Consider the following 15,113-nt stretch of genomic DNA (forward strand, 5'->3'; position numbering starts at 1 on the left):
GCTGGAAGACTTGGAGCCGGGGTAGAGATTGATGATGCGCGTCTCGCCGGGCTGGACATTGCTCAGCTGGGCGCTGAGCACGGCAAAGCGGGCGGAGCCGTCGCGGTGGGAGGAGACCTCATCGGTCTGCAGCGGGATGGAAGAGCCGGCGACCTTGGCCACGAGGCCCTGGGTGGAGGGCTGCCAGTCGCCGGACTTGAAGGGCTGGCCGAAGGTGACGGGCAGGCTGGCCTGGGTCTGGGAGCTGGTGGAGACGACCTCGACGCAGGTGAGGGCGTCGCTGGCGCAGCTGAAGGGCGAAGGTGCGGGTGCGGGTGCGGGTGCGGGTGCGGGTGCAGGTGCAGGTGCAGGTGCAGGTGCAGGTGCAGGTGCAGGTGCAGGTGCAGGTGCAGGTGCAGGTGCAGGTGCGGGTGCAGGTGCGGGTGCGGGTGCAGGTGCGGGTGCAGGTGCAGGTGCAGGTGCGGGTGCAGGTGCGGGTGCAGGTGCAGGTGCGGGTGCGGGTGCGGGTGCAGGTGCGGGGCGGTTCCACCCCGGCCGCCAGGGCCTGCGCTGCAGCTCTATCGTGGACTGTTCCGTGGAGCCCGTTCCGCTGGCCGTGGCGTCTGTGGACGAGTTGTCCAAGGCCGCGCTATCGAGAGAGGCGCTGTCGCTGCCGCCGCCGCAAGCCGACAGGGTGGCCAGGAGTAGCAGGGCCGAAATTCGATTGCGGCAGTCTTTTCCTGACAGCTGTTTTTTCATCAATGTAGTGCTCATGCAGATCTATCTTTTTTCAACGAGATTGAAAGAGTCAGATGGGATTGGCATAGGTCATATGCCGTTGCGGGGCGTGCCCCGGAATCAGGCCAGCAGCGTGGAGGGGGAGTGACAAGAACTGCGCAGCAAGCGGGCGCTTGGTGGCATTGGCACCGGATCGAGAAGGCAGTGCCGACCTCAGACCGAGAAATTATCTTGGGGGGAAAAACCCTATGCGCAACCGCTTGTTAGTGCTGACTTACGTCGAATGGGCTGCGTGGCAAGACACCCATGTGCGCCTTGTGGGCATCCGGCGAAGTTCCTTTGGCAAGCGGTGCAAAGGGCAAAGCGTGTAGCACGACATTCAATGGTGAACACGCTTGGCGAGAGGGGCCGCCATGCCAAGGGGCATCGCAAGGGGGCTGGCAGCAGGCATGCGTTGAGGCGCCCATTCGGATGGATTAGTGCCTGCGCGGGGGGGCGTTTCCTTGAAACACCTGCGAACATTTTTGGTGGGGCATGTGCCATGTGAGTGCACTGCCGTCGGGTGCCAGCGGCCTGCCTTGTGTGCCCATGCAGGTGTGCCAGACTTCGTACATGACCAAGCTTGCTGTGGCCCCGTCCATGATCGCCGTCGTGACCACTACCGTAGCCGATCCCGCAGACGCGCGCCGCCTGGCCACGGGTGCCGTGCAGGCGCGGCTGGCGGCCTGCGTGCAGGTGGAGGCCATCACTTCGCACTATGTGTGGCAGGGCGCACGGCATGAAGACGCCGAATGGCGACTGGTGTGCAAGACGCTGCCGCAGGCTGCGCCCGCGCTGCGCGAATGGCTGCGCGCGCAGCATCCCTATGCCGTGCCGCAACTGCTCACCCAGGCGGCAGAGGCCGAGGCCGACTACGCGCGCTGGGTGGCGCAGCAGGTGGATGCGTGAGCCGCCCTCAGGCCAGCAGGGCCTGCGCGAATTCGCGGGCGCTGAAGGTCTCCAGGTCTTCCACCTTTTCGCCCACGCCGATGAAGTAGACGGGAATCGGCCGCTCCTGCGCGATGGCGGCCAGCACGCCGCCCTTGGCCGTGCCGTCGAGCTTGGTGACGATCAGGCCGGTGAGCTGCAGTGCGTCGTCGAACGCGCGCACCTGGGCCAGCGCGTTCTGGCCGGTGTTGCCGTCGATCACCAGCAGCACCTCGTGCGGGGCGCTGGCGTCGGCCTTGGTGACCACGCGCCTGATCTTCTTGAGCTCTTCCATCAGGTGCAGCTGCGTGGGCAGGCGCCCGGCCGTGTCCACCAGCACCACATCCTTGCCGCGTGCGCGGCCGGCGCTCACAGCGTCGAAGCTCACGGCGGCCGGGTCGCCGCCTTCCTGGCTGACGATCTCCACCGTGTTGCGCGTCGCCCAGACGCCGAGCTGCTCGCGCGCGGCGGCGCGGAAGGTGTCGGCCGCGGCCAGCAGCACGCTCTCGCCGTGGTCGGCCAGGTGCTTGGTGAGCTTGCCGATGGAGGTGGTCTTGCCCGCGCCGTTCACGCCGGCCACCATGATCACGGTGGGCTGGTGCTCGCCGATCACCAGGGGCTTTTCCAGCGGCGCCAGCAGGTCGGCCAGCGCGTCGGCCAGCAGCGCCTTGACGGCGGCGGGCTCGGTGGTCTTGGTTTCCTTGACGCGGCGCTTGAGATCCTGAAGCAGGTGCTGCGTGGCCTTCACGCCGGTGTCGGCCATGAGCAGGGCCTCCTCCAGCTCTTCGTACAGCGCGTCGTTGATCTGCGTGCCGGTGAAGACGGTGGCGATGCTGCTGCCGGTCTTGCGCAGGCCCAGTTTCAGCCGGTCCATCCAGCCCTGGCGCGCGCCTTCGGGCTTGGGCGTGGGCTCGGGCACCGCGGGTGGCGCCGTCAGGGGGGCGGGGGCTTGGGCGGCAGGCGGTGCGGCGGGCTCGTCTGCACCGTCACCGGCAGAGGGGCCGAAGGACTTGCGCAGCCAGCCGAATGCGCCGCCGCTGGCGGGAGTGTCGGCAGAAGGAGCGGGGGCCGGGCCGGCGTCCTGCGCGGGTGGTGCGGGCGGCTCGGCGGGGGTAGGGGACTTTTTCTTGAAAAAACTGAACATTGGCGGGTTCTTAGAATCGCAGCCATTCTATGAAACGCGCTATCACCCTCCTGGGCCTGCTGGCCTGTCTGCATGCCGGGGCGCAGACCCCGCCGCATGATGTTCCACCCGCTCATGCGCCGGCGGCGGCGCCAGCCCAGGCCGCCACGGCCACGGGAGCGCAGCAGTTCACCTTGAAGAACGGCATGCAGCTCATCGTGCAGCCCGACCGGCGCGCGCCCACGGCCGTGCACATGGTGTGGCTGCGCGTGGGCGCCATGGACGAGGTCGACGGCACCTCGGGCGTGGCCCATGTGCTGGAGCACATGATGTTCAAGGGCTCCAAGACGCTGCCGCCGGGCGAGTTCTCGCGCCGCGTGGCGGCGCTGGGCGGGCAGGAAAACGCCTTCACCAGCCGCGACTACACGGGCTACTACCAGCAGATCCCGGCCAGCCGGCTGGAGGACGTGATGAAGCTCGAATCCGACCGCTTCGCCCACAACCAGTGGCCCGATGCGGAGTTCACGAAGGAGATCGAGGTGGTCAAGGAGGAGCGCCGCATGCGCACCGAGGACCAGCCGCGCGCGGCCCTCATCGAGCAGCTGTTCGCCTCCACCTTCATCGCCTCGCCTTATCGCCGCCCCGTGGTGGGCTGGATGAGCGACCTGGACTCCATGACGCCCGACGACGTGCGCCGCTTCCACCACCGGTGGTATGTGCCGCACAACGCGGCCGTGGTGGTGGCGGGCGACGTGGACCCGGCCCAGGTGCTGGCGCTGGCCGAAAAGACCTACGGCGCCATTCCCGCACGCGCCGTGCCGGAGCGCAAGCCCCGCATCGAGCCGGAGCAGCAGGGCCTGCGCCGCATCGCCTTCAAGGCCCCTGCCGAGCAGGCTTACGTGGCGCTGGCCTTCCGCGTGCCGGGCATTGCGCGGCTGGACGACCTGACCGACGCTGACCGCGACGGCCTGGCGCTGCTGGTGCTGTCGGCCGTGCTCAGCGGCTACGACGGCGCGCGCCTGGAGCGTGCGCTGACGCAGGGCGCCGACCGCGTGGCCGACGGCGCCGACAGCCATGCCTCCATCCTGGGGCGGGGCCCGGCGCTGTTCCTCATGACCGGCGTGCCCGCCGCGGGCAAGACGGCCAGCCAGGTCGAGGACGCGCTGCGTGCCGAGATCGCCCGCGTGGCACGCGAGGGCGTGAGCGAGGCCGAGCTGTCGCGCGTGAAGACGCAGTGGGCGGCCTCCACCATCTACGCGCGCGATTCGCTGCAGAGTCAGGCCAGTGACCTGGGCAGCAACTGGGTGCAGGGCCTGCCGCTGGATGCGGACGAGCGCCTGCTCAAGCTGCTGCGCGCCGTGACGCCGGCGCAGGTGCAGGCCGTGGCCGCGCGCTACTTCGGTGACGACCAGCTCACCGTGGCCACGCTGCTGCCCCAGCCCGTGGCGCCGGGCGCCAAGCGCGCGGCCCCTGCGGCCGACGCCGCCGGCGGGCGCATGCATTGAGCGGCTACAGGAACGATCGACCGGTATGACGAATATGATGAAAAAGATAGCTGCTCGCGCTTTACTGGTAAGCGCTGGAGCCGTTTTTTATGCTCAAAGTGCCTGGGCCCTGCTGCCCATCCAGCACTGGACGGAGCCCAGCGGCGCGCGCGTCTGGCTGGTAGAGAGCCCGGCCATTCCCATGGTGGACGTGCAGGTGGACTTCGATGCCGGATCGCGCCGCGACCCGGCCGATCAGGCGGGCCTGGCCAGCGCGGTGGCGCTGATGAGTTCCAAGGGTGTGACGGCGGGTGGCGCCAACGAGCCCGCGCTGGACGAGAACGACCTGGGCGAGGCCTGGGCCGACCTGGGCGCGAGCTTCGAGGCCGGCGCCGAGCGCGACGGGCTGGTGTTCTCGCTGCGCTCGCTGACCGAGCCCGACCTGCTGGAGCGCGCCGCGGGACTGGCGGCGCGCCAGCTGGGCCAGTCCAGCTTTCCGCAGCCCGTGTGGCAGCGCGAGCGGGCGCGCTGGGAGGCCTCGATCAAGGAAGCGGACACGCGCCCCGGCACCGTGGCGGGCAAGGCCTTCAACGCCGCCGTGTTCGGCACGCACCCCTATGGCCAGCGCGCCACGGCGCAGACGCTGGCGCGGATCGAGGCGGCGGATCTGCAGGCCTTTCACGCGCGCCATGTGCAGGGCTGCCGTGCGCGCGTGAGCATCGTGGGCGCGCTCACCCGGGCCCAGGCGCAGACATTGGTGCGCACGCTGCTGTCGCGCCTGCCGGCCCCGCAAGCGGCGGCATGCCAGCCGCTGCCCGCCGTGCCCGAGGTGCAGGCGCTGGCCCAGGCGCAGGAGGTGGACATTCCGTTCGCCTCCGCCCAGGCCCATGTGCTGATCGGCCAGCCGGGCTTCGTGCGGCGCGACCCGGACTTCCTGGCGCTGCTGGTGGGCAACCACATCCTGGGCGGCGGGGGCTTCACCTCGCGCCTGACCCACGAGGTGCGCGAAAAGCGCGGCCTGTCCTACAGCGTGGGCAGCGGCTTCTCGCCGGGCCTGAACGCCGGCGCCTTCGTCGTGGGCCTGCAGACCCGCCCCGACCAGGCCGCGCAGGCCGTGCAGGTCACGCGCGAGGTGCTGGAGCGCTTCGTGGCCGAGGGCCCCACCGAGGCCGAGCTGCGCGCCGCCAAGGACAACCTCATCGGCGGCTTCGCGCTGCGCATCGACAGCAACCGCAAGCTGCTGGGCAACGTGGCCAACATCGCCTGCAACGACCTGCCGCTGGACTACCTGGAGCACTGGACGGACCGCGTGGAGGCGCTCACCGTGGCCGACATCCGCGCCGCCATGCAGCGCAAGCTGCAGCCGCAGCGCATGGTGACCGTGGTGGTGGGCGGCCAGCCGGCCGCCGCAGCCGGGGCCAAGCCATGAACCGGCGCGCCGCCGCACCCGCAGCGCGCAGCGCGCCGGCCCGGGCGCCATCCAAGGGCGCGGGCGGCGCCGGCGAGGTGCGCATCATCGGCGGCCAGTGGAAGCGCACCCGCCTGCCCGTGTTGGACAAGCCCGGCCTGCGCCCCACGCCCGACCGCGTGCGCGAGACGCTGTTCAACTGGCTGGGCCAGGACCTGACGGGCTGGCGCTGCCTGGACGCCTTTGCCGGCACGGGCGCGCTGGGCTTCGAGGCCGCATCGCGCGGTGCGGCCAGCGTGCAGCTGGTGGAGGGCGACGCGGGCCTGGCCGCCCAGTTGGAGGCCCTGCGCCAGCGCCTGCAGGCCGACGCCGTGCGCGTGCAGCGCGGCGACGGCGTGGCCGCGCTGCGCCAGTGCGCGCCGGCCAGCATGCACCTGCTGCTCATCGACCCGCCGTTCGGCGGCGAGCTGTTCGCCCCCGCCCTGCAGGCCGCGGCCCAGGCCGTGGCGCCGGACGGCTTCATCTACCTGGAGGCGCCGGCCGCGTGGACGCCGGAGCAGCTGGCGCCCCTGGGCCTGGCGCTGCACCGGCACCTGAAGGCCGGCGCCGTGCATGCGCACCTGCTGCGCAGGCAGTAGTTTGCTATGAATATGTGAGCTTGTGGCGCTTGCTGTGTAAGCGCTGGAGGCCTATTTTGTCTAAAAGCACCGCACCCGGTGCCGCACTGCAATAATCCGCCCCATGGGGGCCCGCGCCGGGCGCCACCCGCTACAAGGAGACTCCACGCCATGGCGCATGTGCTCGCCGTCTATCCCGGAACCTTCGACCCCATCACGCTGGGCCATGAGGACGTGGTGCGCCGCGCCGCACAGCTGTTCGACGAGGTCATCGTGGCCGTGGCCGCGGGCCACCACAAGAAGACGCTGTTCAGCCTGGAGGAGCGCATCGCCATGGTGACCGAGGCCATGCAGCCCTATCCGCAGGTGCGGGTGGAGAGCTTCTCGGGCCTGATGCGCGACTTCATCGTCTCGCGCGGCGCCAAGGCCATGGTGCGCGGCCTGCGCGCCGTGACCGACTTCGACTACGAGTTCCAGCTCGCCGGCATGAACCGCCACCTGATGCCCGAGGTGGAGACCGTGTTCCTCACGCCGGGCGACAAGTACCAGTTCATCAGCAGCACCTTCGTGCGCGAGATCGCCTCGCTGGGCGGCGAGGTGGACAAGTTCGTCTCGCCCGCCGTGCAGCGGCGGCTGCTGGCCAAGCTGGGCCACGCCTCCTGAGCAGCGCCTAGGCGGGCGGCGGCAGTTGCCCGCGCACCAGGTCGTGCACGAAGCGCAGCTTGCGCTGCGCGCCCGAGCTGGGCGCGAACGGGTAGGCGTCGCTCTGGCCCAGGCTGCGGTTCAGGCTGTTGAGCAACAGCGTGAGCGGCATCCAGGCGGCCAGCATGTCGTCGAAGCTGGGTGCGGGCCAGGCAAACGGGTTGACCATGACGTACTGCGGCGCCTCAAGTGGGCCGGGCACGCTCATGCGGGTGCGAAAGGCCTCGGCCGTCTCCAGCATGTCCACCAGGTGCAGGTAATGCGCCCAGGTCTCGGCCCAGTCCTCCCAGGGGTGGGCCGCGGCGTAGGCGCTCACGTGCTGGTTTTGCCAGTCCTGCGCGTGCAGCGGTGCACGCGCGTAGTGCTCGCGCAGCGCCTCGGCATAGTCGCGGCGCTCGTCGCCGAACAGTGCGCGAAAGGCCTCCACATGGCCGCCGTGCAGCACCAGAGCGTCCCAGAAATAGTGGCCCGATTCGTGGCGCAGGTGGCCCAGCAGCGTGCGGTAGGGCTCGTGCAGCGCCAGGCGCCGGCGGGTGCGCTCGTCGTCGTCGGCCTCGGCCACGTTGAGCGTGATCACGCCCTGCGCATGCCCCGTCACCACGGGAGGGGCGCCGGGCAGGTCGGCCAGGAACTCGTACACCGGGCCGGCCGGGCCGTTCAGGCCCAGGCGGGCCAGCGTGTAGAACAGGTGCCGCTTGGCTGCCTCGATCTGCGACCAGCGCCGCAGGTTGTCGGGCGCGGACAGGTCGGGTAGCAGCCGGGTCTGGCGGCACGCCGCGCACAGTGGCGTGGGGCCGGTGGCCTCGTCGTCGGGCAGGGAGAAATTGCAGGCGCCATGGGGTGTGCGGTGGCTGCACAGCCGGTAGCGTCGCGGCGGGGCGTCAGCCCCGCCTTGCGCCGCAGCCAGGGCGGGCGAGCGCGCCGGCCTGCGCTGCCAGCTCGGCGCCGCACCGGCGGCTGGGGGAGCATCGGCGGGCATGAGTGCCACCATCGCCATGTCTTCGGGAGAGAAAGCCAGGGTGCTGCCGCAATGCACGCACTCAAAGCTCTCGAAGAACACGACAAAGCCGCAATGGCTGCAGTGAAAGAGTTGCATGCCTACCGATTCTGCCGCAGCGGTTGGTGGCGCCTGCGGCCCCCGGCACGCGGTGCCGGGGGAAGGAGGGGTGTGACCCTCAGGGGCGCACGACGATGCTGTTGCGCACCTCGCGCACATGCTTGGTGGTGCGGGCGATGGACTCGGCCCGGTCCTTTTCCGCCTGCGACTTGGCAAAGCCCGACAGCTGGACGGTGCCGTTGAGCGTCTCCACGCTGATGGAGGTGGCCGATACGGTCTGGTCCTCGGCCATCTTGGCCTTGACGGCCGTGGTGATGCCGGCGTCGTCCACATAGGAGCCCACGGTCTGCTGGTTGCGGGCCACGGAGCAGCCGGTGGAGACGATGGTGACGCCCGCCAGCATGGCGAAGGCGATGGCACGTGCGTATTTCATGGTGATGTCCTTGGGTTTATGGGATGAAAACGGGCGTTGCAAAACTCCGCCGCGGCCTGTTGCCCTTCCTCAGGCCGCTCGGGGTGGGGCGCGAAACGAACGATGCATTGGCAGGGCTGGCTGCCCGGGGTCAGTAGCGATCGCCACGGCGGCGCGCCAGCATCACCAGGGTGGCGAAGGCCGCCCCCGCCGCGGCGGCGATCAGGAGGGACTTGGCTGGCTGCTCGGCGACGTAGCGGTTCGTGGCATCCGCAGCCTGGTGGAACTGGCGCCGCGCGCGTTCACTGGTCTCCGCGCAATAGGCGATGCTGCGGCTGGCGAGGTCCTGCGCCTTGGTGGCCAGGTCATCGATCAGCGGGTCCACACCCTCGTGCAGGCGCTGAACACCGCTTTCGGCGCGGTCCAGCGAATGATTGGCCATCCTGCGCGTGGACTGAACGGCATCGCTGGCGGTGCCGAGCATGCTGTCGGCCACCTGGTGTGCGGTGTCTGCCGCCTTCTGGGCTGCGGTTTGAATGGTCATGAAGTGCATCCTTTCACGAAGGGGTGGTAGGCATTGCCCGCGGCCCATGCGGGCCGTGCGGTCTGGTTCGTGGTGCGCGGCGCCGGTGCCATCGGGATGGCGGGTGGGCCTGAGCGCAAGATTCCACTGTAGGGCGGGCGCGCCGCCGTGGGGTGCCGGCCGCCGGCGCACAGCCGTGTAGGACGCTGCCGACCGGGCGTTGCGCAGTGCTAGGCGAGCGAGTGGGGCAGCACGGCGCTGACCAGGGTGCCCTCGCCGGGCGTGGAACTCACGGTGAGCCGCCCGCCCGCGGCCTCCACCCGGTGGCGCATGCCGAACAGCCCGTGCGCATCGGAGGACACGCGCGTGACGTCGAAGCCGTCGCCGTCGTCGCGCACCTGCACGGAGACATGCTTGGGATAGCGGTGTACGGTGACCAGCACCTTGCGGGCATTGGCGTATTTGCCGATGTTGGTGAGCGACTCCTGCACCAGCCGGTAGACGGTGAGCTGCGCCGCATCGGACAGGTGTACCTGTTCCAGGCTGGTGTCCACCGGGATGCCGCTGCGCTCGGCGAAGTCGCGCGTGAGGATCTCCAGCGAGGCCGTCAGCCCCAGATTGGCCAGCGAGGACGGGCGCAGGTCTTCGATGATGCGGCGCTTGAGAGCTATGCCGCTGTTGAGCGTTTCAATGAGGTGCTGGATGCGCTCCGCGTTGTCGGGCGCCTGCATGTCGATCCGGGACTTGAGCCGTGCCACGTCCAGCTTGGCGGCCGTGAGCAGGGCGCCCAGCTCGTCGTGCAGCTCGCGCGCCAGGTGCGCGCGCTCGTCCTCGCGCACCTGCTGCAGGTGGTTGGCCAGCTCCGACAGCGCGGTCGTGCGCTCCCGCACCAGCTGTTCCAGGCGGTCGCGCTCGCGCGCCAGCACTTCCTGCTCGCGCGTGTTGGCCGCCTGCAGGGCGCTGGTCTGGCGCAGATACATGTAGAACGCCAGCAGGCCGATCACGGCGACGGTGGCGATGCCGATGCGCGAAAGCATCAGCGAATGCAGGATTTCCTGCGTGCTGCGCTGCGTCTGCTGCGCGCTGCGGTCGACCAGCCGGGCCGCGATGGCGCGGATCGCATCCATGTTCTCCTTGCCCACGTCGGTGGAGAGCACGAACTTCCAGGCGTCGTCGTTGTTCTGGCGCCGCAGGCTCAGGCTCAGGTCCAGTTCGGACATCTTGCGTGAAATCTGCTGCGACAACTGCGCGAAGTCCCCCAGGTCCTCGGGAAACTGTTGGTAGGTGAGGCGCAGTTCGTCAAGGTTGGAGTTGATCGTGGAGACCGCCTGCTCGTAGGGTTGCAGGTAGCGTTCGTCACCGGTGAGCAGGTAGCCGCGCAGGCCCGTTTCCGCATTCAGCGTGTTTTGCAACAGGCGATCAAGGGAGGCCCGCGTGGCGTGGGAGCGTGCCAGCTCACCGACCGCGTCGTGCGAACGCATGTAGCCGACCTCGTTGATGCCGACCAGCAGGCCAACCGCTAGCAACGCCAGCGGCAGGCTCAGTGCAATCTTGCGCAATCGGGTCCAACTCATGCTCGGGTCTCTCCAGGGGCCGGCCGGGCGCGGGCCGGAAAATGCATATCATCAAGCGGTCATGCCATGCTAGCGGCAAGGCCGGCCGAATGAACGGGTCGAAAACCATATCTCACATGGGCGCCGGGTGCGACCCTCCTGAAAGAAGGCTCAATGATCAAGATTGGCATTGTGGATGACCATGCGATAGTGCGCTCCGGGCTGAGGCAGTTCCTCTCCGAGCATGTGGACCTGCGGGTGGTCGGCGAAGCCGCGAACGGCAGGGAGGCCATCGACCTGGTGCGTGTGAACGAGATCGACGTGCTGGTGATGGACCTGTCCATGCCTGGGCAGAGCGGCCTGGATGCACTGGCCATGCTGAGGGCCAAGGCGCCGGACATGGGCATCCTGATCCTGAGCGGCTACCCCGAGGAGCATTACGCGATCAACCTCATCCGCCAAGGCGCGAGCGGCTACCTGAACAAGGAGTGCGAGCCCAAGGAGATCGTCGAGGCCATTCGCACCATCTCGCTGGGGCGCCGCTACCTCACGCCGACCGTGGCGGACTTGCTGGCGCAGCAGCTCAATCGCAAGGACGGCGCGCCGCCGCACGAGCAGCTGTCGGAACGTGAGTTCCAGGTGTTCCTCAAACTTGCCAAGGGGGAGACGGCCGGCGATATCGCCAAGGCCCTTTCATTGAGCGTGAAGACCGTGAGTACCTACCGCACGCGCCTCATGGAGAAGATGGGGCTGTCCTCCAACAGCGACCTCACCTACTACGCCCTCAAGAACAGGCTCATCGACTGAGTGCGGGCCCATCGTCAGGCCCTTGGCTTGACTGGAGGCCGGGCTTAGTTGGCGGTGGGGCTGGATGCGGCGCGCTGGGCGCTGTGCTCGATGCAGTAGTCCACCAGCGCATCGATTTCATTGGACTTGTCGAACACGGCGTCCACGCCTAGTTGCGCGCAGCGCATGCGCACGTCGGGCGTGGCGTAGTTGCTCAACACCACCATCTTCTGCTTGGTCAGGCGGTCGCGGCATGCGGCCAGCACGCCCAGGCCGCTGCCCTGGCGCAGGAACAGATCCACGATGGCCAGGTCCCATTGCGAGGCATGGGCGGTCAGCCACTCCGTGCCCTCTTCTTCGGTCTCCGCGATGCCGACGGCCTCCACCTCGGCCAGTTCTTCCAGCGTGCCGATCAGGTTCTCGCGGATGGTGGCGTTGTCCTCAACAATGTATGTGCGCAGTTTCACGGAGCGTTCCTGTTCGTGCCGTCATCGAAAAGGGTGACCACGGCACTACTGTAGGGGCCAGGGCGGGGCGATTCTGCCAGCAGCTGCGCGCTGCAGCCGTAGGCGCATTCCTACCCTTGCGCATCGTGCGGTGCGCCGCAGACCGGGCATGCGGGGTCGCGCTGTGTGCGCACCTCGGTCCATTGCATGTCGCGGCCATCGAGCATGAGCAGGCGCCCGGCCAGCGACGTGCCCACGCCCGCGATGAGCTTGAGTGCCTCGGCCGCCTGCATGGTGCCGATGATGCCCACCATGGGGGCGAATACGCCCATGGTGGCGCACTGCACTTCCTCGAACTGGACCGTGGGTGAGAACAGGCACGCGTAGCAGGGCATGCCGTCGCTGCGCGGGTCGTAGACCGAGACCTGGCCATCGAAGCGTATGGCAGCGCCCGACACGAGCGGCTTGGCGCTGCGCACGCAGGCCGCGTTGATGGCCTGGCGTGTCTGGTAGTTGTCCGTGCAGTCGAGCACCACGTCGGCCGCCGCCACGAGCGCGTCGAGCGCGGCCGCGTCCACGCGCTGGCGCACGGTGTGCAGCCTCACCAGCGGGTTGATGGCTCGCACGGCCTGCGCGGCCGATTCGACCTTGGGCTGGCCAACACGCTCGGTGGTGTGGGCGATCTGGCGCTGCAGGTTGGTGAGGTCCACCATGTCGTCATCCACCAGCGTCAGCGTGCCCACGCCGGCCGAGCCGAGGAACAGCGCCGCCGGCGAGCCCAGGCCTCCGGCGCCCACGATCAGCACATGGGCGGCCAGAATGCGCTCCTGTCCCTCGATGCCGATCTCGTCGAGCATGATGTGGCGCGAGTAGCGCAGCAGTTGGTCGTCATTCATGGGGTGGGGCGTGAAAAAGGCCGGACTCCACGAGGGACCCGGCCTTGGGTTGAGAGCGGGGAAACCTGCCTCAGTTGTCCTTCTTTTCTTCCTTGCGCTCGGTCAGCGTCTTGCTCGCCAGGACCGTGCGGCCCTTGAGCTGGTTCAGCGCCTGCGCCAGCTGGAAGTCCTTGTCGGAGCCGAATTCCGGCAGCTTGCGCTCGGGGTTGGGCTTCTTGGCCTCTTCCTCCAGGCGCTTGCGGGCCTCTTCGCGGGCCTTTTCGCGCGCCTCGTCCTTGATCTCTTCGCCCTGGCCGCTGGCCAGGTGCTTTTCCAGGTCGGCCTCGCGCATGCGCAGCGAGGCGTAGAGGTCGCCCTCGGCTGTTTCGTCCAGCATGACGTCGGGCACGATGCCCTTGGCCTGGATCGACTTGCCGCTGGGCGTGTAGTAGCGCGCCGTAGTCAGCTTGATGCCGGTGTCGGGACCGAGCGGGCGCACGGTCTGTACCGAGCCCTTGCCGAAGGTCTGGCTGCCCATGACGGTGGCGCGCTTGTGGTCTTGCAGCGCGCCGGCGACGATCTCGCTGGCGGAGGCCGAGCCTTCGTTGACCAGCACCACCAGGGGCACGGTCTTGATGGCGGCCGGCAGGCGCTTGAGCGGGTCGCCGCTGCCTCGGCGCTGGTAGAACTCGGGCGAGGCCTTAAACGTGGCCTTGCTCTCGGCCAGCTGGCCGTTGGTGGAAACCACCGTCACGTTCTCCGGCAGGAAGGCGGCCGACACCGCCACGGCCGCATCCAGCAGGCCGCCCGGGTCATTGCGCAGGTCCAGCACCAGGCCCTTCAGGCGGGGATCCTGCTTGTAGACCTCTTCCACCTTGCGCACGAAGTCGTCCACCGTGCGCTCCTGGAACTGCGACAGGCGGATCCAGGCATAGCCCGGCTCGATCACCTTGCCCTTGACCGACTGGGTCTTGATCTCTTCGCGCGTGATGGTCACCGGGAAGCTGCGGCTCTCGTCGCGGCGCAGGATGGTCAGGGTGACCTGCGTGTTCGGCTCGCCGCGCATGCGCTTGACGGCGTCGTTGAGCGACAGGCCCTTGACGGCGGTGTCGTCTATCTTGGTGATGAGGTCGTTGGTCTTCAGCCCTGCGCGGTCCGCGGGCGAGCCCTCGATGGGCGAGACGATCTTGATCAGGCCGTCTTCCTGCGTGATCTCGATGCCCACGCCCACGAAGCGGCCCGTCGTGCCCTCGCGGAATTCCTTGAAGGACTTCTTGTCGAAGTACTGCGAATGCGGATCCAGGCTGGACACCATGCCGGAAATGGCATCGGTGATGAGCTTGCGGTCATCGACCTGCTCCACGTAATCCGTCTTGATCAGACCGAACACGGCAGACAGCTGCTGGATCTCTTCCAGCGGCAGTGGCGTCATCGCGCCGCGCGCCACGGTCTGCAGCGACACCGTGGTGAGTGCTCCCGCCACGACGCCGACCGATACCCATCCCGCAATTTTGAGTTTGTGGCCCATAGAACACCTCTACCGTTTCAATATACACCTTGGAAGGGCCTTGCCCCGGGGCAGTTCCCGCGCCTGTGCCTATTTTTTGGGCGCTGGCGCGGTCGCTCCCCCGTGAAATTCAGGCCTTGCCTTGCGAGGCCACGGCCGCTGCGGCCTTGGCGGCGGCTTCGGCGTCGCCCAGGTAATAGTGGCGCAGGGGCTTGAGGTTGGCGTCCAGCTCGTACACCAGGGGAATGCCGTTGGGGATGTTCAGGCCCACGATGTCCTGGTCGGAGATGCCGTCCAGGTACTTGATCAGCGCGCGGATGGAGTTGCCGTGGGCGGCGATCAGCACGCGCTTGCCCGAACGGATCGCGGGTGCGACGGCGTCGTTCCAGTAGGGCAGAACGCGCGCCACCGTGTCCTTGAGGCACTCGGTCAGCGGAACCTGATCGGGCGCGAGGCCGGCGTAGCGCAGGTCGCCGCGCTCGCTGCGCGGGTCGGTGGGCTCCAGGGCCGGCGGCGGCGTGTCGTAGCTGCGGCGCCAGACCAGCACCTGCTCGTCGCCATACTGCTTGGCGGTTTCGGCCTTGTTCAGGCCCTGCAGGGCGCCGTAGTGGCGCTCGTTCAGGCGCCAGCTGTGCTCCACGGGCAGCCAGGTGCGGTCCATCTCGTCCAGGCAGTGCCACAGGGTGCGCGTGGCGCGCTTCAGGACGCTGGTGTAGGCCAGGTCGAACTCGTAGCCCTCGGCCTTGAGCAGGCTGCCCGCCTTCTTGGCCTGTTCGACGCCGGTCGGGGTCAGATCCACGTCGGTCCAGCCGGTGAAGCGGTTTTCGAGATTCCACGTGGATTCGCCGTGGCGGATCAGAACGAGTTTGTGCATGGTGTCCCTAGGGCGTTCAGGTCAAAAACCTATCATTCTAGAATTGCGCGGTTTGCACACCCC

Annotated in this window: 16 protein-coding genes; 6 read left to right on the forward strand and 10 right to left on the reverse strand. The window is 68.5% G+C overall.

All coding sequences use genetic code 11. The annotated features are described in order from the left end of the window. Window positions 1-753: RIFT barrel domain-containing protein (locus BP68_RS13915; RefSeq protein WP_496372759.1), on the reverse strand; the 753-nt coding region annotated here is incomplete at its 3' end. A gap of 576 nt (window positions 754-1,329) precedes the next feature. Between BP68_RS13915 and cutA the strand changes: the two genes are divergently transcribed. Beyond that, window positions 1,330-1,665, forward strand: a complete 336-nt coding sequence (gene cutA, locus BP68_RS13920) for a divalent-cation tolerance protein CutA (protein WP_496372761.1) — start codon at window positions 1,330-1,332, stop codon at window positions 1,663-1,665. 7 nt (window positions 1,666-1,672) lie between these two features. On the opposite strand, the gene ftsY is transcribed toward cutA, so the two are convergent. After that, window positions 1,673-2,827 (reverse strand): signal recognition particle-docking protein FtsY, encoded by a 1,155-nt coding sequence (gene ftsY / locus BP68_RS13925; RefSeq protein WP_496372763.1) that lies wholly within the window; start codon window positions 2,825-2,827, stop codon window positions 1,673-1,675. Between the two features lie 29 nt (window positions 2,828-2,856). Between ftsY and BP68_RS13930 the strand changes: the two genes are divergently transcribed. From BP68_RS13930 to coaD, 4 genes are all read left to right on the forward strand, one after another. Then, window positions 2,857-4,311 carry a M16 family metallopeptidase gene (locus BP68_RS13930; protein ID WP_496372765.1) on the forward strand — a complete coding sequence of 485 codons (1,455 nt, stop codon included), beginning with the start codon at window positions 2,857-2,859 and terminating at the stop codon, window positions 4,309-4,311. A gap of 25 nt (window positions 4,312-4,336) precedes the next feature. Further along, window positions 4,337-5,719 carry a M16 family metallopeptidase gene (locus BP68_RS13935; protein WP_496372767.1) on the forward strand — a complete coding sequence of 461 codons (1,383 nt, stop codon included), beginning with the start codon at window positions 4,337-4,339 and terminating at the stop codon, window positions 5,717-5,719. Next, window positions 5,716-6,336, forward strand: coding sequence for a 16S rRNA (guanine(966)-N(2))-methyltransferase RsmD (rsmD, locus tag BP68_RS13940; protein ID WP_496372769.1), 621 nt, complete (start codon window positions 5,716-5,718; stop codon window positions 6,334-6,336). Before BP68_RS13935 ends, rsmD begins: the two co-directional genes overlap by 4 nt. Before the next feature lie 150 nt (window positions 6,337-6,486). After that, window positions 6,487-6,978, forward strand: a complete 492-nt coding sequence (coaD, locus tag BP68_RS13945; protein ID WP_496372771.1) for a pantetheine-phosphate adenylyltransferase — start codon at window positions 6,487-6,489, stop codon at window positions 6,976-6,978. Between the two features lie 7 nt (window positions 6,979-6,985). On the opposite strand, the gene BP68_RS13950 is transcribed toward coaD, so the two are convergent. The 4 genes from BP68_RS13950 to BP68_RS13965 all read right to left on the reverse strand — a co-directional run bounded on the left by BP68_RS13950 (window position 6,986) and on the right by BP68_RS13965 (window position 10,583). Then, window positions 6,986-8,113: a zinc-binding metallopeptidase family protein gene (locus BP68_RS13950; RefSeq protein WP_496372773.1), complete on the reverse strand. Its 1,128-nt coding sequence runs from the start codon at window positions 8,111-8,113 to the stop codon at window positions 6,986-6,988. A gap of 79 nt (window positions 8,114-8,192) precedes the next feature. Further along, window positions 8,193-8,507 (reverse strand): BON domain-containing protein, encoded by a 315-nt coding sequence (locus tag BP68_RS13955; protein WP_496372775.1) that lies wholly within the window; start codon window positions 8,505-8,507, stop codon window positions 8,193-8,195. Between the two features lie 130 nt (window positions 8,508-8,637). Next, window positions 8,638-9,030: a hypothetical protein gene (locus tag BP68_RS13960; protein ID WP_496372777.1), complete on the reverse strand. Its 393-nt coding sequence runs from the start codon at window positions 9,028-9,030 to the stop codon at window positions 8,638-8,640. A gap of 209 nt (window positions 9,031-9,239) precedes the next feature. Continuing rightward, window positions 9,240-10,583, reverse strand: coding sequence for a sensor histidine kinase (locus BP68_RS13965; RefSeq protein ID WP_496372779.1), 1,344 nt, complete (start codon window positions 10,581-10,583; stop codon window positions 9,240-9,242). Between the two features lie 153 nt (window positions 10,584-10,736). On the opposite strand from BP68_RS13965, the gene BP68_RS13970 reads away from it, so the two are divergent. Beyond that, the gene (locus BP68_RS13970; protein WP_496372781.1) at window positions 10,737-11,369 is read left to right on the forward strand and encodes a response regulator; all 633 of its coding nucleotides are present in this window, start codon (window positions 10,737-10,739) and stop codon (window positions 11,367-11,369) included. Window positions 11,370-11,413: 44 nt separating this feature from the next. Here the strand turns inward: BP68_RS13970 and BP68_RS13975 are convergent, their stop codons facing one another. The 4 genes from BP68_RS13975 to gpmA form a co-directional block, all read right to left on the reverse strand. Continuing rightward, a complete protein-coding gene (locus BP68_RS13975; RefSeq protein ID WP_496372783.1) occupies window positions 11,414-11,815 on the reverse strand; it encodes a response regulator in 402 nt (133 codons plus the stop codon). A 110-nt stretch (window positions 11,816-11,925) separates the two neighbouring features. After that, entirely contained in the window at window positions 11,926-12,690 is a 765-nt protein-coding gene (locus BP68_RS13980) for a HesA/MoeB/ThiF family protein (protein WP_496372785.1), read from the reverse strand. A gap of 70 nt (window positions 12,691-12,760) precedes the next feature. Beyond that, window positions 12,761-14,197, reverse strand: a complete 1,437-nt coding sequence (locus BP68_RS13985) for a S41 family peptidase (RefSeq protein ID WP_496372787.1) — start codon at window positions 14,195-14,197, stop codon at window positions 12,761-12,763. A gap of 109 nt (window positions 14,198-14,306) precedes the next feature. Next, window positions 14,307-15,050 carry a 2,3-diphosphoglycerate-dependent phosphoglycerate mutase gene (gpmA, locus tag BP68_RS13990; RefSeq protein ID WP_496372789.1) on the reverse strand — a complete coding sequence of 248 codons (744 nt, stop codon included), beginning with the start codon at window positions 15,048-15,050 and terminating at the stop codon, window positions 14,307-14,309. Window positions 15,051-15,113: the final 63 nt, after the last annotated feature.

This window comes from Diaphorobacter oryzae DSM 22780, from assembly GCF_059568935.1.

Coding starts and splice junctions, on each gene's coding strand:
- BP68_RS13955 (WP_496372775.1), bottom strand. CDS start 8,507: ATGAAATACGCACGTGCCATCGCCTTCGCCATGCTGGCGGGCGTCACC.
- gpmA (WP_496372789.1), bottom strand. CDS start 15,050: ATGCACAAACTCGTTCTGATCCGCCACGGCGAATCCACGTGGAATCTC.
- BP68_RS13930 (WP_496372765.1), top strand. CDS start 2,857: ATGAAACGCGCTATCACCCTCCTGGGCCTGCTGGCCTGTCTGCATGCC.
- cutA (WP_496372761.1), top strand. CDS start 1,330: ATGACCAAGCTTGCTGTGGCCCCGTCCATGATCGCCGTCGTGACCACT.
- BP68_RS13935 (WP_496372767.1), top strand. CDS start 4,337: ATGACGAATATGATGAAAAAGATAGCTGCTCGCGCTTTACTGGTAAGC.
- BP68_RS13980 (WP_496372785.1), bottom strand. CDS start 12,690: ATGAATGACGACCAACTGCTGCGCTACTCGCGCCACATCATGCTCGAC.
- coaD (WP_496372771.1), top strand. CDS start 6,487: ATGGCGCATGTGCTCGCCGTCTATCCCGGAACCTTCGACCCCATCACG.
- BP68_RS13950 (WP_496372773.1), bottom strand. CDS start 8,113: ATGCAACTCTTTCACTGCAGCCATTGCGGCTTTGTCGTGTTCTTCGAG.
- BP68_RS13985 (WP_496372787.1), bottom strand. CDS start 14,197: ATGGGCCACAAACTCAAAATTGCGGGATGGGTATCGGTCGGCGTCGTG.
- BP68_RS13970 (WP_496372781.1), top strand. CDS start 10,737: ATGATCAAGATTGGCATTGTGGATGACCATGCGATAGTGCGCTCCGGG.
- BP68_RS13965 (WP_496372779.1), bottom strand. CDS start 10,583: ATGAGTTGGACCCGATTGCGCAAGATTGCACTGAGCCTGCCGCTGGCG.
- ftsY (WP_496372763.1), bottom strand. CDS start 2,827: ATGTTCAGTTTTTTCAAGAAAAAGTCCCCTACCCCCGCCGAGCCGCCC.
- rsmD (WP_496372769.1), top strand. CDS start 5,716: ATGAACCGGCGCGCCGCCGCACCCGCAGCGCGCAGCGCGCCGGCCCGG.
- BP68_RS13960 (WP_496372777.1), bottom strand. CDS start 9,030: ATGACCATTCAAACCGCAGCCCAGAAGGCGGCAGACACCGCACACCAG.